Source organism: Enterococcus sp. AAFC-DPL-6103 (genome assembly GCF_058216595.1).
Genome location: NZ_CM177102.1, coordinates 1297730 through 1313802, shown reverse-complemented (window position 1 = coordinate 1313802; position 16073 = coordinate 1297730). Strand labels below are relative to the sequence as shown.

13 protein-coding genes are annotated in these 16073 nt (G+C 37.3%); 1 reads left to right on the top strand and 12 read right to left on the bottom strand.

Going from position 1 to position 16073, the window contains the following annotated elements; translation table 11 throughout:
• Positions 1-14 precede the first annotated feature (14 nt).
• From AC4BC3_RS06365 to AC4BC3_RS06340, 6 genes are all read right to left on the bottom strand, one after another.
• The gene (locus AC4BC3_RS06365; protein ID WP_490466068.1) at positions 15-1028 is read right to left on the bottom strand and encodes a Gfo/Idh/MocA family protein; all 1014 of its coding nucleotides are present in this window, start codon (positions 1026-1028) and stop codon (positions 15-17) included.
• A gap of 17 nt (positions 1029-1045) precedes the next feature.
• Complete coding sequence (locus tag AC4BC3_RS06360) at positions 1046-2206, bottom strand: Gfo/Idh/MocA family protein (RefSeq protein ID WP_490466067.1); 1161 nt, start codon at positions 2204-2206, stop codon at positions 1046-1048.
• On the bottom strand, positions 2206-3072 hold the full coding sequence (locus AC4BC3_RS06355) for a sugar phosphate isomerase/epimerase family protein (RefSeq protein ID WP_490466066.1): 867 nt from the start codon (positions 3070-3072) through the stop codon (positions 2206-2208). Before AC4BC3_RS06355 ends, AC4BC3_RS06360 begins: the two co-directional genes overlap by 1 nt.
• 25 nt (positions 3073-3097) lie before the next feature.
• Positions 3098-3994 carry a carbohydrate ABC transporter permease gene (locus tag AC4BC3_RS06350; protein ID WP_206907905.1) on the bottom strand — a complete coding sequence of 299 codons (897 nt, stop codon included), beginning with the start codon at positions 3992-3994 and terminating at the stop codon, positions 3098-3100.
• 2 nt (positions 3995-3996) lie between these two features.
• Positions 3997-4872: an ABC transporter permease subunit gene (locus AC4BC3_RS06345; protein ID WP_206908249.1), complete on the bottom strand. Its 876-nt coding sequence runs from the start codon at positions 4870-4872 to the stop codon at positions 3997-3999.
• A 69-nt stretch (positions 4873-4941) separates the two neighbouring features.
• A complete protein-coding gene (locus AC4BC3_RS06340; protein ID WP_206907904.1) occupies positions 4942-6234 on the bottom strand; it encodes an extracellular solute-binding protein in 1293 nt (430 codons plus the stop codon).
• 263 nt (positions 6235-6497) lie between these two features.
• Between AC4BC3_RS06340 and AC4BC3_RS06335 the strand changes: the two genes are divergently transcribed.
• A complete protein-coding gene (locus AC4BC3_RS06335) occupies positions 6498-7415 on the top strand; it encodes an ArsR/SmtB family transcription factor (protein ID WP_206907901.1) in 918 nt (305 codons plus the stop codon).
• A gap of 51 nt (positions 7416-7466) precedes the next feature.
• Here the strand turns inward: AC4BC3_RS06335 and AC4BC3_RS06330 are convergent, their stop codons facing one another.
• From AC4BC3_RS06330 to AC4BC3_RS06305, 6 genes are all read right to left on the bottom strand, one after another.
• Positions 7467-7700 carry a hypothetical protein gene (locus AC4BC3_RS06330; RefSeq protein WP_206907899.1) on the bottom strand — a complete coding sequence of 78 codons (234 nt, stop codon included), beginning with the start codon at positions 7698-7700 and terminating at the stop codon, positions 7467-7469.
• Positions 7701-7764: 64 nt separating this feature from the next.
• Complete coding sequence (locus tag AC4BC3_RS06325; protein WP_490467269.1) at positions 7765-8001, bottom strand: hypothetical protein; 237 nt, start codon at positions 7999-8001, stop codon at positions 7765-7767.
• Between the two features lie 191 nt (positions 8002-8192).
• Positions 8193-9044 carry a class C sortase gene (locus AC4BC3_RS06320; protein ID WP_490467268.1) on the bottom strand — a complete coding sequence of 284 codons (852 nt, stop codon included), beginning with the start codon at positions 9042-9044 and terminating at the stop codon, positions 8193-8195.
• A 146-nt stretch (positions 9045-9190) separates the two neighbouring features.
• Positions 9191-11074, bottom strand: coding sequence for a SpaH/EbpB family LPXTG-anchored major pilin (locus AC4BC3_RS06315; RefSeq protein WP_490467267.1), 1884 nt, complete (start codon positions 11072-11074; stop codon positions 9191-9193).
• Entirely contained in the window at positions 11071-12495 is a 1425-nt protein-coding gene (locus AC4BC3_RS06310) for a SpaH/EbpB family LPXTG-anchored major pilin (protein WP_490467266.1), read from the bottom strand. Before AC4BC3_RS06310 ends, AC4BC3_RS06315 begins: the two co-directional genes overlap by 4 nt.
• A 3-nt stretch (positions 12496-12498) precedes the next feature.
• Positions 12499-15960 (bottom strand): SpaA isopeptide-forming pilin-related protein, encoded by a 3462-nt coding sequence (locus tag AC4BC3_RS06305; RefSeq protein WP_490467265.1) that lies wholly within the window; start codon positions 15958-15960, stop codon positions 12499-12501.
• Positions 15961-16073: the final 113 nt, after the last annotated feature.

Sequence of the window (16073 nt, the reverse complement as noted above, 5' to 3'; positions counted from 1 at the left end):
TGAGGGCTTTTAAATTAATTATTTAGTGAAATCCAGTTGTTTTCCCGACTAGAAGCATAGATACCTAAAACAATTTTGAGTGATTGAAGGGCATCCATTCCGGCAAGACTTGTTATACGCTCGTCCGCTTGTCCATTGATTTCATTGATAAAAGCAGAAAGAACTGCTTGATGTCCACGCCCCCAATATCTTTTTGAAATACAAGTTGAGTGTTGTGGTAGATCTTCTAGGATTACTTCTTGGTTGAACAGCAATTGCTCTGCTGTTAGTTCAATCTGCCCTTTTTCACATTCAAAGGTAAGTTTCGGCGATGGATTGCCTGTATAGTTATTTGTTGCTTGGATCACTAAAGGCGTGTTGTCATAGTATAGGGCAATTGCCATCGCTGTATCTTCAACTTCGATTACATGATCCAAACAAGCAGTCATGATTTTTCCTTTCATTTTCTCTGGTGTGCCAACTAGCCAAGTAACAGCATCAATCATATGAATTGCCTGATTAATCAACACACCTCCCCCTTCTCGTTGCCATGTTCCCTTCCAATCCGATTGATAGTAATCTGGCGTTCTTTCCCAAGCCAATTCGCATTTGATGCCAGTAATTTTACCATAGATGTTGTCTACTAGTTGTTTTTTTAGTAGTAAATAAGTTGGGTTCAATCGATTTTGATAGCAAACATGGTAAAACTTGGATTGTTTCTCTATGGTAGAAATCAAGTCTTGTATTGTTTGAAGCGTTATTGCCATTGGTTTTTCACAGAGAACATGTTTTTGTGCCTCCAGTGCAGCGATACTCATTGACTGATGTAAATCATGAGGAGTACAAATGATTACCAATTCGATTTCTTTCATTGCTAAAAACTGGTTAAAATCTTGATGAAAAATACAAGAGAATCGTTCTGCGAAAGTGATGCCATTTGTCTGGTCTATATCACAGCAAGCGACTAACTGGGCGCCATCCAATGTTTGAACTACTTTAGCATGTGTTTGGGCAATTGCACCACAGCCTATTATTCCGACACCGACCACTTTATTTTTCCTTCTTTCTAATACGTATTTTCTGTGTCTAAAATTACTTCTACTCGTTGTTTTTCAGTTGATATCTCAATTTTTTTAGTTAATTCTTCTAAAAATAAATCTTCATTAATTGGTAATGGTACCCATTCTTCAAGCCATGAAGAAAGATGGATGGCGTTTGAAATACTTAGGCCTTTAATTCCCTCTTCTGCAGGAGAAATCAGTTCTTCTTGAAATAAGATGTGATTAATAAAATTTTGAGTGATTTTTTTATGACCAGATTCACTATCAAAAGTGATAGGAATCGTAATAGACCAAACTTCTGGTTCGCCAAATCCTTTTGTATAGGTTTGATTCCAAGTGGTTTCATCCATTCGAGTTTGCCAAAATTTTAATTGTTGATCTTCGATGACGATTTTTCCTTTAGAACCCACAATTTCAAAACGATTTGTTCCTGGAGTTTCAGTGGTTGTTGTAACAAAAACACCAGTGGCTCCGTTTTGATACTCCACGTAGGCGGTAACTTCTGTTTCGACTTCAACCTCTCGGCGTTTTCCATTATAAGTAAAAGCGAAAATTCGCTGAGGCATACCACAGATCCACTGCCATAAATCAAGCTGATGCGGATCTTGATTCAGTAAAACGCCTCCACCCTCTCCTTTCCAAGTCGCACGCCAATTGCTAGAGTCGTAATAACTTTGCGAACGATACCAATCAGTGATGATCCAATTTGTCCGTCGAAGCTCGCCGATTTCTCCTGAACCAACAAGTTCTTTTGCTTTTTGATAAAGTGGATTCATCCGTTGATTGTACATCAGTGCGAGGGTTAATTCAGGATGTTTTTTTGCTTCAGTTAACATTTCTTGCACTTTTTTTGTATATACACCCACAGGCTTTTCAATTAAGACATGTTTATTCGCTTTTAGGGCTTCAATGGCTAAAATGGGATGATCATAATGTGGCGTAGCAATAATAACTGCATCAATTTTAGAAGAAGAAAATACGCTGGCAGCGCTTGTAAAATACAGATAATTTTCTCCAAGTTTTTCACGGATGTTGGCTAACTTGTCTGGCTGGTTATCACAAAGACCAGTCAATACGACATTTTTTAATTCATTACTTAATAAGTTATTTACGTGAGCAGTTCCAATATTTCCCACACCAATAATCGCGATTCGAATTGGTTTCATTATTGCCACCCCACATCAAGTTTCGTTAATAGTTTTTTAAAGGATTCTGATGCAAGAATAAACATTCTTTCATTGTCAGCTTTTTTTGTTATTTGGTGATTAGTTGGTTCTAGATGTTCAAAGCCTTCAAAGAAAGTCAGATGTGGCTCAAGCGAAACAAAACCGGTATAACCGTTGTTAGTTAAATCTTTTAGGATTTCTTCAAGTTTTCCGTCACCAAAACCAGCTGGTCTGACTTCGTGGTCACTGAACCGAGCGTCCTTAATGTGGATGTAAGCAATGTAAGGCTTCAATAATTCATACGCATCAGGAAAAGCTTCCACGTTGCATTGAACAAAGTTTGCTGGGTCAAAAACTGCCTTGACTTGCGAACTATTTAATTCATTGAGCAAATAGACACATCGTTCGGGGGTATCACCAAAGATTTCTTTTTCATTCTCATGAAGTAATGTGATTTCAGGATATGCTTTTGCAGCAGCCACAAAGGCTTTCCATCGACTAACTACTTCTTCTTGATAATCATCTGGATTTTCTGCAGGATCAATAAAGAAACTAAACATACGAACATAGGGACTCTGAAAAATTTTAGCTAGGTGTAACACGTGTCTAAAAAGTTCTAAGTGTCCAGAAAACGAGTCATTGATGTTGATTTTTCCAATAGGTGAACCAATACTGGATACAGTGATTCCTGCTGTATCTAATTGTTGTTTATAGCGGTGAGCCTCTTCAATAGTTAATTCACTGACATTTTTGCCATCAAGTGTTCGTAACTCAATGTGTTTAATTTTTTGTTCGCGTAGCCCAACAATTTGTTGTTGCATACTGGGATTGATTTCATCTGCGAATGCGCTAATTATTACGGTCATTTTTTTCTTCCTTTCTTTTTTCCTTTTATCCTTTCACACCACCAGCAGTTGAACCACCGATGAACTGTTTTTGGGCAGAGAAATAAACAACTAGGGAAGGAATCAAACCAATAATCGACATCGCGATTGTTCGATTCCAACTGAAATCTGCTGAGGTAGTGTCCATTGCCATCCGTAAGGCAATCGATACCGGATATTTTTCTACAGAAGAGATGTAAATTAACGGGCCTTGAAAGTCGGTAAAGGTCCAGATAAATTGAAATAAAGCAGCCGTAATTAACGACGGTTTAAGAATTGGTACAAGTATTCTTATTAAGATTGTGAAAGAATTACAACCATCAATCGTTGCAGCTTCGTCTAGTTCTTTCGGTACTGTTCGGAAAAATTGAACCAGCATGTATACGAAAAATGTATCGCAGGCAAAGGCTGAATTCGTAATCAAAGGTAGATACGTATCAAGCAAATTTACATTTCGCCAAAAAATATACATCGGAATTCGAGTAACGATTCCTGGCAAAAATAAAGTAGCAATCATTATTGGAAATAAAATTTTTTTAAAAGGAAAATCAAATCGAGCAAAACCATATGCTGCCAAGGTACAGGAAACCAAAGTCAAGAGAACTTTAGGTATAACAATCAGAAAAGAATTCAAAAAATAAGTAGCGAAGGTGTACTGACTTGATGTTTGCCAACCTTCAATGTAGGGCGTAAAATCAAACGTTTTTGGCATAAACCAAATGGATTGAAAAATTTCACTATTTGTTTTGAAGGAAGCACCAAACAACCATAAAATTGGATAAAGCATGGTGAGAGCACCTGCAATCAAAATAAGATATTTGACCGACGAAACCAATCGTTTTTTTCGTTTTACTCGTCGATTAACTTTTTCTGTTTCAGTTTTGTGTGGCAATGTTTGCTGCATGGTTAGTCCCTCCCATCGGCATAAAAGACCCAATTTTTAGAAGTCTTAAATAAAATTGCGGTAAAGATCATGATCATTACAAATAATACCCATGACAATGCACTTGAATAGCCCATATTAAAAATCTTAAACGCATTGTCATAAATATACATAGGTAATAAGTAAGTACTACGCATTGGTCCCCCACCTGTGATTAAAAATGGACCATCAAATTCTTGAAATGCTTGAACCAATTGCAAAATCAAATTGAAAAAAATAATTGGTGTCAACTGTGGTAAAGTAACAGAAAAAAATTGTCGGAATTTTGAAGCGCCATCAATTGCTGCTGCTTCATACAAATCTTGAGGCATCTCAGTCAACGCGTTTAAGAAAATTACCATAGCTGAACCAAACTGCCAAACACGTAGTAACACGATAGTCAACATGGCACCCGTCCCACTAGAAAACCAAGCAACATTTGCAATGCCAATACTGTTTAACACCATGTTGACTAAACCATCGTTTTTGAATAAGAACTGCCACAACACAGCAATTGCGACATTTGCCCCCAAAATAGAAGGGATATAATAAGCTGTTCTGAAAAAGCCAATTCCCTTTAACTTAGCATTCATCACATAGGCAACAAAGAGTGCGAAAATCAGCTTGAAAGGAACAGTTAAGAAAACGAATTTGATTGTTGCTTTGACTGACGACCAAAAAATAGGATCATCAGTAAACATTTTGATGTAATTGTCAAAGCCAATAAATTTTGGCTCAGTTAACATCGAATAATCCGTGAAGCTATAAAAAAGCGACATTGCAAAGGGATAAACAACGAAAAAGAGAATCCCGATCATCCAAGGTGTTAAATATAAAAGACCAATGTATTTTTTTTTGATCATTTTTTTCCTCCTATAAAAGTTAAGGAACCAGATACATAATTTGCTGTGCTTTAAAACATAGCTCGCTTAGTTCACGGAGTCTTCCTCTTCTTTGAATGCTTGGTAAAATTCTTTTGCAGCCTGCTTAGTGTCGATTTTCCCATAATCCAAGCGAGTAATGATATCTAAAGTTGCATCATTTAACTTGGCAGTATCCCAACGATACATGGTAGATAGATTCGTATCGACCTTCTTCTCGCCTTCCGCTAAAATTTCTGTTGCTAATGGCGTAATCAATCCACTTTCTTCTAAAGCTTGCTTACCACTCTCACTATCAGGTACGCCATTTTCTAATTTTTGAATTTTATTTGCTTCTGAATTATTCATTAAGTAATTGATTAGCTTTGCAGCAGCTTTTTGGTGTTTACTAGAGGTTGGAATAGAATAAACCATTGATGGTTTCGTCCAGACCCCAGTTGATTTTTCATTGTTCATTGAAGGGTAACCTGCTAGTGCTAATTCAAATCCTTGTTCTTCCAACTGACTCTTGATGGTATTCACGTTGGCAATAAATTCAAAGAGGGTTACCCACTTTCCTTCAAGTAACGCTGGTGCTGGCGCGCCTTCAATAGTTCCTGCATTGTCTACATCTTTTTTAGAAGGAATGATTCTTTGTTCAACGAGTTGATGATAAAAATCGATCAGTGTAAGGAAATCCTTTTCTGTGTAATTTAACTTGCCATTCTCATCTGAAATGGGTAATCCAGTTTGTTGCGCAACAAGTTGAAAGAGAACAATTGGGGAACCATACTTAGCACCAAAAAAATTCGCAGCCGGATAATAATCATCTGGTAATTTTTCCCGCATGGCAATTAAATCTTCCCAAGACTGAGGTGCCTCGATATTGAATTTATCTGTGACTGTTTTGTTGTACAACAAAGGACGATAGTTGGTTGATAATGGTAACCCTAACAAATGATTGTCATATTTTAGCGAAACCAAGGACTCTTCAGAAAAATTGGTAGAAATGGCTAACTCTTTTGAGAGAGTCTCTAAATCAACAAGTTGGTTTTTGTATTGATTTAGCCACATCGAATCTAAACGAATGACGTCAGGTGCTGTGCCACCAGATAGTTGTGTCGTCATTTTTTCTTGATAACCTCCGTACCCACTAAACTCTGCCTTGACTTTGATTGTGGGATTTTCTTTTTCAAAATCTGTGATGGCTTCTTGCATGACCTTATTCCGCGCATCACCACCCCACCAGCTGATTCGAATTTCTTCGGTTTTGGCTGAACCTTCTGAACTTTTGCCACAAGCAACCAAACTAAAACTTAAAATGGCAATCCCCACGAATTTGATGATTCTTTTGTAGTACACTTTGGACACTCTCCTTTTGAGTTGGTTTCCTATCGATAGTATTAAGCGCTTACAAGTGAAAATATTAGCTTGAACAAAGGGAGGCGTCAATAAGTTTAGCAAGGTTCGAGCCACTTTCAACTGAGAAGTTAACGAGTGCATTTTATTTTCTATAGGGTCTGTTAACCCTACAGTTAACAATTCGATTAGGTAATTGAATTCTTTAGCGGAGATATAGTTTACTTACATACATAACTAAATTATTTATGAAAGGAATTATTAAGATGGAATTATATTTAGATCAACATTCTTTACCAACTTATAAAGCATTGGCATCAGAAACGCGGTTAGCAATTTTGCAATTACTAGCAGAAAGAGGTTTAACTGTCACCGAACTTGCAAAGGAACTTAACTTAAGTAAGGCAATTATCTCAAGACATGTTCGTCTACTAGAAGATTGTCAGTTGATTCGACTTGATGATTCTTGTCTAAATGATGATGGGCAGCACAAGCGCTTATTTTCGTTGGCGCTTGATCGAGTAGAAATTGTTTTTCCTCAAAAACTTTTTTTACCTTTTCAAAAAGCAACTGCCGAAACTCGACTAGGCTTATTCTCCGACTTTATGGTCATGCCCACTTGTGGACTAGCAAATACGGAAACGATTATTGGTTTGTTAGATGAGCCACAGTCTTTTGTTGATGAACATCGATCAGAAGCTGCTCTTTTATGGTTTTCTCGCGGGTATGTAGAATACATTATTCCTAATAAAGCACCAATTGCTTCGATGCTCCAACTATTGGAGATCTCCTTTGAAATCTCCTCAGAATTTCCAGAATCAAATAATAACTGGCCAAGTGACATTAGTTTCTACATTAATGGAATCAAGCTGGGTACTTGGACTTGTCCTGGAAATTTTTCAGATGTCAGGGGGAAATTAACACCTGCTTGGTGGAAGAATCGTTTTAGTCAGTATGGACTTTTAAAGCATTTACGCATCACTAATTCTGATACTGGAATTGATGGAATCAAAATTTCAGAGGTCCGATTAGTTGATCTAGGTATCGAAGATCAACCGTTTTATCGGTTTAAAATTGCTGTGGATGAAGGAGCGGTTAATCAAGGAGGTGTTACTTTATTTGGAGATACCTTTGGGAATCATGAACAAAACATCCGAACAACGATTTATTACAGTGAAGAATAAAACACCTGAAACCAATGATTCGTTTCAGGTGTTTTATGCAAGGGTGAATAGTCAATTTTTTTGCTGAGAATTTTTACGCGGGTGTTTTTTGTAATAAAAAGTTGCGCGAATACTCGCACCTAATAAAAAGGCTCCGCAAATAAATAAGAAGTGGAAAAATTCAGGGATGTGAAAAAAGGAATCTACTTTATTGACCGAGTATCCAGAAAGAAATGCAATAAGAAAAATATACCGCATTTTATCATTACGTCCCCACTCGTCTAGCCAATAATAAAATTCTTTCATGAAATTCTCCACTCCGTTCTTTTATTTTTTAAAAAACTGAAATAAATTCTTTATTAGTAGTTCTTTATACTTTTTCGGGTACAATCCAATCCTCAAAAAAAGTTTTTTTATATTTTTTAAAGACTGTTGTGTCTAAGTGACGATTGTTTTCAATTCCTGAAAGACTTAATTCATTGGGATTGATAAAGTGACGATTGAAAAAGGTAAATTGGTCAGCGCTATCTAAAAAAAGTTCCTTGTTTCTATGTGTAGTTTCAGGTGTTGTACTGGCTTTTTTTGCATGTTCTTGGTTGACAATCATGGATTTCCTCCTAATCTTGCAAGTTCACTTGCTTTCATCTTGGGAATCATTTCATTTTACATTCTAATGATTCAATGAATTATCGTCAACTAATAGCTGAAAAACGAATAAGCACAAGCTTAGTGGAATCCTCTACCAGAAAAATTAGGGACAAATGATTTTATTTAGCGCCATTTCGTTCGCTACGTTTATTACTTACGCACTTTTTTTCGTTGGTGTCGTCTATAAAAGAGGAGCAATAACAGACTAATCAGGAGCAATGTACTTAGAAAAATGCCCCACAGTAAAAGTTGATGGCGCTGAGTAACTTTTTTAATCCCTTCCGAAACTTTTTCTGGTGTGTAAGGTATACGGTGCCCTCTCACTAATAAGCGATGACTATTGATCATGTAAGGTGTACAGGTTAATAACGTTACTAAATCTTTTCCTTCTTCGATATGCAGATATTGCGTATCCGTAGGTTCAACCGTCTTGATTTGATCTACTTGATAAGCAAGAGTTTTGCCATTTACTTCTAAATAAAATTCATCACCTTCCGTTAATTCAGGTAAGTCGGTGAAAAGTTTTGCTTGTGGTAACCCTCGATGGCCAGAAATTACTGCATGAGTGCTTGTTCCGCCTGTAGGATAAGAAGTACCTTCTAGTAATGAACTCCCCTTTTCTAATAATAATGAATTTGTTTTATCAAAAATAGGTAACCGAACATTGATTTTTGGGATTGTCAGGACACCAATCGTATGACTTTCAAAATAAGTTTTATCTGGTTTTTTTTCTGGCTTTTTTTGTTCAGAAAAAGGATCTAATCCTGGATTTCCACCTTCCTTAGCTAATTGTTTATTTTTCTTTTCCATTTTTTCTTGTAATTTCGCCATTGCATCCGCATTTTCTTGATTGGCTTTTGTTTGATAGTGAGAAATGATCTGTTGATCGAGGTAGTTATTCAAAGCATCACTGACAAAAGGATAAGCTAAAGCACCTATGCCAATGAACAACAAAAGAATCATTATGCTGTCGATCACTCGTCGTCTGTTTTTACGTTTCATGGATACCTCCCTAGATGAAGATCAATAAATAAAAGAGCCCAGGACAGCACAATGTCTCAGGCTCTTTTATTGTTTTGGTAGATAGAATCCTTCGATTATTTTTCAAATCGAAAGTCTTGCTTCACTTTTTAATGCAAGCTTAGCTTCTATACATTTTCTTTGCGGCGTTTAGCAAAGTATAGCCCTACAACAACCAGTAATAAAGCACCTGTGCCAATGTACAAGTAGATTCCGCTACCACCAGTTGAAGGTAAAGTTCCTTTGTGTTTATTTGGAACTTTTTCTGGAGCAACTAAGTTTTCAGTTGTTCCGTATGAGTGTTCATCAACTTCAAATTCAATTCGATTTGTTAATAAAACGTAATCGTTAGGAGCAACTGTTTCTTCCAAGTAATACGTTCCGTAGTCTAACCCAGTTACATCTACTAGTCCATCTGCTGATGTTGTGAAAGTAGTTGCATCTGCTTTGTTTTTTACCCAAGTGACTGCTTTTGTTGCTTCATCGATGTTCAAGTAATTAGCTGTGTCACTATCTTGATCACGTACGACAAATGAAGCGCCTGCTAATGCTTGTGTTGATGAGACATCGCCATCCACTTTGATAAATCTTTTCCCACCAGTAACAACTTCAACAGTTGGCGGTGTTTTATCATCTGTGTGTCCGTTATCGACGTTGGCTTCGTTTTTAAATCCTTTAGTTGGATCTGCTTTTTCATTTAAGTGCATGTAATAAACAAATTTCAAAGTACCGCCTGGCGTCAATGAAGGAATAAATGCAGGATCAACTGCTACAGTGAAGCCATTTTCTTGTTCTGTTACTTGATAATTTGCTGGCGTGATTAATGTATCGCCATCATAAAGTGCGTAGGCATTGTTACCTGAAGCAATGTTGTCAAAAGTCAAGGCTTCGTCATGAGTATCAATCAGATTGAATTTAACATATTTATTTGCATCGCCTTCTTTATCTGCAATACCTAAAGGAATATTAACAGAAATCTCATATTGGATTTTTTCGCCGATTGCAACGTCGTTTCCATCTAAATTAGGTGTTGTTTTTTCTACTTTTGACGTGTCATTTTTAATTGTTTTTTCTACAGCTGTTTGGTTATCCGCTTCAATTGTAAAATCTGTTTTTGTTTGACTTTCAATTAATTCTGCATTATCAGGTGCTTTAACTTCCTCTAGTACATAAGAACCGACTTCAAGATTTTTGATTGTCAATTCACCAGTTGCAGCATCTGTTTCTGTAAAATCATTTTCACCAATTGCATAATCTTTCCCAGTGATGAAGTGCTTCGCTTGGATTTTATCAGCTGTCCAAGTGTAAAGACCATCTTTCACACCTTGGATATATTTTACGACGCTTGGAGTTCCTTCTGTCTTTGAGATAACAAATTCTGCGCCATTTAAAGATTCATTTTCAGCAGTACCAACTTTTTTGACGTGTAATGCGCCATCGTTGGCTACAATATTTTTTGGATAAAGATGAATGGTTGTCAATTCTTCTGTTCCGTATTTGTAAGAACCATCTGCTTGTTTGATTAGTTCATAAACAGGAAAAGCAACGACCATATTTGCAGCAGCAGTTACGCCGTCTTTTGCTTCTTCTTTGATAGTATAAACTGCGTCTTTACTTTGTTGTTTCTTTGGCAAATCTAAACGAACATTTCCGTTCGCATCGGTTGTACCTTGTGCAAATGGTGTGCCTGTTGTTAACCCTTGAACAGCTTGTTTAGCAGCATCGACTGTTGCACCTGCTTCGCGTTGTGCATAAAATTCTGCTGTCACGTCGTAAACACTAAATGTGACGCCAGCTAGTCCTTGATACTGGTCGAACTCACTCATCTCTTTCCCACTATTTTGAATCAATGGGTCAGGAAAATCAGTCATTTTTTTCTTGTGTAAAATCACTTTTGCTGTGTCATTATTTTCTGCTGCGAAAGCTTGAACTGTACTTAATAGACCTGTAAAAAGTGGCAAGGTCAGTAACAATGTGCTTAATAAATACCAAACTTTTTTAAACTGTTTCATTTTTTTGCTCCTCGCTTTTGATAAAAGATCCAACCAATCACTACACCAATTAATACTATTCCAACTACTCCCCACCAAACGGTTTGTTGGTCATTTGTTTTTGGTAATAATCCTGAATGTTTTATCTTTTTATTGACGATTTTTAAAGGCATCGTCTCTTGCCCATTAGATAAATAAGAATGTTCTGTAATCGTAAATGGAATGGTTTCCTGACTTAAAACGTAATTATCAGGCGCTTTGATTTCTTCTAAGAAATAACGTCCATCTTTTAGTCCTTTGACTGTAAAATTTCCAGAACGATCAGATGAAAATTGTTGTGCTGTTTGCTTCTCTTTGTTCCAAGTGTACCCACTAGCTGATTCATGTAAGTAGTTACCTACTTGGTCTTTTACGAGAAAGACTGCCCCGGACAGTTTTTCTGATTGATTTTCACTAGAGACTTTAACAAATCGTTTGCCACCTGTTCGCACAGCTGTTTTCTTTGTGATGGAATGTTTGTCGCTGTCTAAACGACCTTCATTCAGAATAGCTGTATCAGGTTTCGCATCTTTTCCTAGTGTCATCTGGTAAGAAATTGCTAGTTGTTTTTTCGCAAACTTCTGGAGCTCTTGAATTGAAAAATCTAACGTAAATCCATGAGCGTTCGTCTTCGTCGTGTAGCCATTAGTTAACTCTTGTCCATCCACGGATACCTTCAGTGTATTTGGTAAAGGTGTCAGCGTTGGATCAGCAGTATCTGAAATACGAAACTGTTGATAATCTAAGATGTTTGTTGGGATGGTTGTCTTCAATTGATAATGAATAGCATCACCTACAGTAAATCCAGATTCTCCCTCCAACACAGTTTTTTCTAGTGGTGGTAGGTCGTACGCATTTTCTTCATTTTTAGGATAAAGATGGATTGTCGACAAATCAGTGCCGTTTGCATCTTGCACTGGTAAAATCACGACCAGATTACTTGCTTTTTCTTTAACAACTTCTGGCGCGTTAGCTTCAATAAATAGATAAGCTTTATCACGTTGCTTTTCATCTTTACTTGGTAAAGTGAAAGATAAAATCCCATCTTCACCGTTCACACGGCTTGTTGTTCCTTCAGCAACCAGCTCCCCGGCTGAAGCACCAGTTTGAGCTAATTTAGTTTGAGCCGATTGAATAGAATCTCCCCCACTACGTAACTGATAAAAGGAATCCGTTACGTCAAATACTTGATAATCCACATCATTGAGCCCACGATAATTTTGTAGTAAGGTACCTTCTTCACCAGAATTTTCTTGTTCTGTAGGCAACTGACCTTCAGGAAATAGTAATTTGTGTAAAGTAATCTGAACGTTTGCTTGCTTGCTTTCTGCCAATGCTTGTTGTGAAAAGCCAAAAAGTACAAGAACGAACACACACACTTTCAATAATCGCGCGTTTTTCATTCGTTACACCCCTCCTTCTGGTCGTTGCTTGATGAATAAATAACCACCGACTGTTGCTAAACTAATTGCAGCAATCAAGTAGAGCCAAACACGACCAATCCCACCAGTTTCTGGTAGAGGGATTTTTGCTTGGTTCGTTACATCTAAGTCGATTTGGTTGTTTTGTTCACCAGTAATGAGTACATCATCGATTTCTTTTCCGTCAATGGTTACTGTCCCTTCTTCACTAATCACGAGTTGAATAGGTTCTTTTAAGCCTTGATAACCTTCAGGAGTAAATGTTTCCGTCAATGTATATTTACCAGGTTGCAAGCTTTCAAAGAGGAAGGTATCTGTTTCTTTGCCATCTTTTGGTAATTCAATATCTGTATCTGGACCAGTTAAGCGGAATCTAGCTCCTTTTAGTGCTGTTTGATCATCTGCTTTTTTGTGAACAGTCAAATCAAAAGCTTTTAAATGATTTTCGTGAGATATTGTCCATTCTTTTGCTTCTTCGTCGACATTCTTACCTTCATAATGAATCTGTCCGTATTTATCAACTTCGAATTCATAATTTCCAGCAAGCGTGTCATATCCGAGCGGACCAGAAGTTTCGACCATTCGATACATTCCCGATTGATCAATCACAAAATGAGCGATCCCCGATTGGCCTGTTTTTTCAGTACCTACTTTTTGATAGATACCTTGCTCATCTTTTCTTTGCAATTCAAATGTTGCATCTGCTAGATTGACTTGTTCGCCGTTTTGCAGCGTGTATTTTCTGATATTGACTGGCAACTCGGAAAATTGATTTTCAATTTCTAATGAAATTACTTGGTTACTCGTAGTAACTTCTTTTCCATCGACCTTCACTGTACCTTGGTTCGTGATCTCAATGTTCCAAGTTGTCTTTTCACCTAATTCATGACCTTTCGGAGCTTGGAGCTCTGTCAGTGTATAGGTCTGCCCTTTTTGTAAACGAATTTCTTTAGGCAACGAATAACTACCATCTTGGTTGTCAATCAAATTTGTTTTCACGCCATTTCCGGTTAATTCAAAAATTGCTCCTTCAAGATTTTTTTCACCAGTTGAAGAGTTTTTGATTACTTTCAAATCTAATGGCTTGAACTGCTTCGTGTTTTTCCAAGTTGTTTCATCTACTTTTTCTTGGTCATAACCCGGCACTGCAACTTCATTGGTCATCTGATAGCTGAAATTTTCCCCTTGGTTGTTGTATTGAGGAAGACTAAGGGTTTCATCATAAGAATCATCAGCTGTTTTGGATAACTGTGTGATATTGGTTCTTCCCCACGTGTTACTAGTGTCATTTTCAGGTTTCAAAATTTTGATGTAACCAGTCTGCCAATTCGCTGAATTTGTTACTTGTTTACGCGTAACTTCATAAGTAACATTTTCTGGTCGACTGCTTGTGTCTTGATCAAATTCTTCCCAAAGTTTTTTGAAATTCAATTTGACTCCAGGCGCCTTACCAGAAGGAACGCCGAAATCTGCAAGTTCATTTGAAGTTGCCACTGGTTGAAAAGTTGTTCGCCCATTCATTTGGTACCAGAAATCTGGTTTGAATGAGTCTGATTCAGTTTGTAGCCTAATTTGATAATGAATTTGAATTTCTTGCTGCTTACCTAAATAAATACCATCACTTTTTACCGTTGTTCCGTCCATTGTGATGCTTGGCATAGATGGAACTTGAACTGAGCCAACACTTTTAATACTTAAAGTATCTGGTTCATAAATAAAAGGTTCAGCAATTGGATCAGTAACGTTACCGTTAACAACAGTTCCAGCAATTTGAACGGCTTTCTTTGCTAAGTAATCAGAGATATCTGGCGCATAATCAGCAGATTCATAGTACAAATCGCCATTCTCATCTTCAGAAACCATTTGTCGCATTTTATTTTCAACTTCTTGTTTCGATAAATTAGCACGAGGATCACTTTGCAATTGAATACCTAATCCATGAATTTCAATACCCCGTTGTTTTAATGCTAGTGCTTCGCCAATTGTCGCGACAAACGTACTGTCGATTCGACGGTTCGTATTATTTTGATCACACGCGTTGTAGCTATTTGAAATATAGGAAGTATTGCTTGGTGTATCTTGTTGATTCGTAAATTCCGTACCATAGTAGCTACCATCTGTTTCGGCTTGAACACGGCTGACTTTATATGAAAATGTCGGTACACCGTCCGTTAATAAAACAATGACTTTTTTATGTCCATTAGGTGTTGCTAACATATCTCCAGCATCACGTAATGCTCTTTGTGTAAACGTTCCTCCAGTTGTACTACTTGGTGTGATATTTTTGATTGGGTCTTTTACAGAGTCAAACGAACCTATCGGAACTGTGCCATTTCTGTAGCCATCACTTGAATATCCAACGTAGCCCATACTAATACTGTCAGTAATTCCGCTATCTGCTAAAGTATCGACGAAACGATCGACCCCTTTTTGGACCTCTCCGATTCGATTGTTATCGTTCATACTTCCTGACCAGTCAACGACCAAAACTAAATCTAGCGGTGTGATCTCCTTTTGAACGTTTCCCCGAACATTTAAGTAGACGTCAAAAAGTCCCGGCGTCGAAGTTTCTTTTGCATATTTACGAATGGCGTAATCGGCTTGGTCGCCAGTACCCCCGTATTCAATATATGAGTTCGTTTTGTTTAAAGGATCACCATTCCACGAAGTTACTCCGTCCCATTCGGTGCTGCTTCCTTGTTTATTTCCTTGGTGATTGATAACTTGCTGATTACTAGTTGGTTGCCAACTAGCTGTTGGGTAAGTTCCTGAGCTGTCTGTCGTGTACTCTGGCATGATCGACTCTTGCGCTTTTTGAGAAAGATCAGCAGCTGCAGCCATTTTTGCTTCGGCGAAAGGACGAACGATTTCTTCATCAGTTGGCTTAACAGCATTATCTTCTGCTATAGTGTTATCTGTTGTGCTATCTATTTCCGTTTCTTTTGGAGTTGTTTCACTCACAGTTTTATCAGGCATGAAAGATACTTCAAATTCATTTTTTTCGTACAATAACTTAGGTGTTTGGGTAACATCTAAGGATTGAGAATCAACAGCTAACGAAAGTTGAATTTGCTGATTTGTTCCACTCGCAATTGTTAAACTGAGAATATGATCTTCTACTTGGTAAGAGTAGCCATCTTTTTGAAGTTCTTTTGTATCGATCAAGCGGGCATTTGTCAACTTGATTTCCTTTTTTAATGCTGTATCTGTCTGATTGATAAGCTTCAGATCCACTTGTAAAGAGGTCTGGTTATTCTCACCTGTCGTTATCTGTGCTGACGTGATTTCAACAGTATCAGCAGTTTCTGCATTCACAGCAATTGGCATTAAATAAGATGAAACAAGTAGTAGCACAGCACCAACAATCCCAAGTTTCTTCAATAATTTAATTTCTATTCTCTCCTTTCCTTTGTGAGTCAGTAATTCAATTAGAATAGCTAACGACATAATTTTTCATTATTCTAATCTAATAATTATTATACGAAGAAGCCGGTAATTAAATCACACCAGTTTTTATACCGAGCGGTTTCATTTATGAGATTGCTTCATTCTTTCGATGG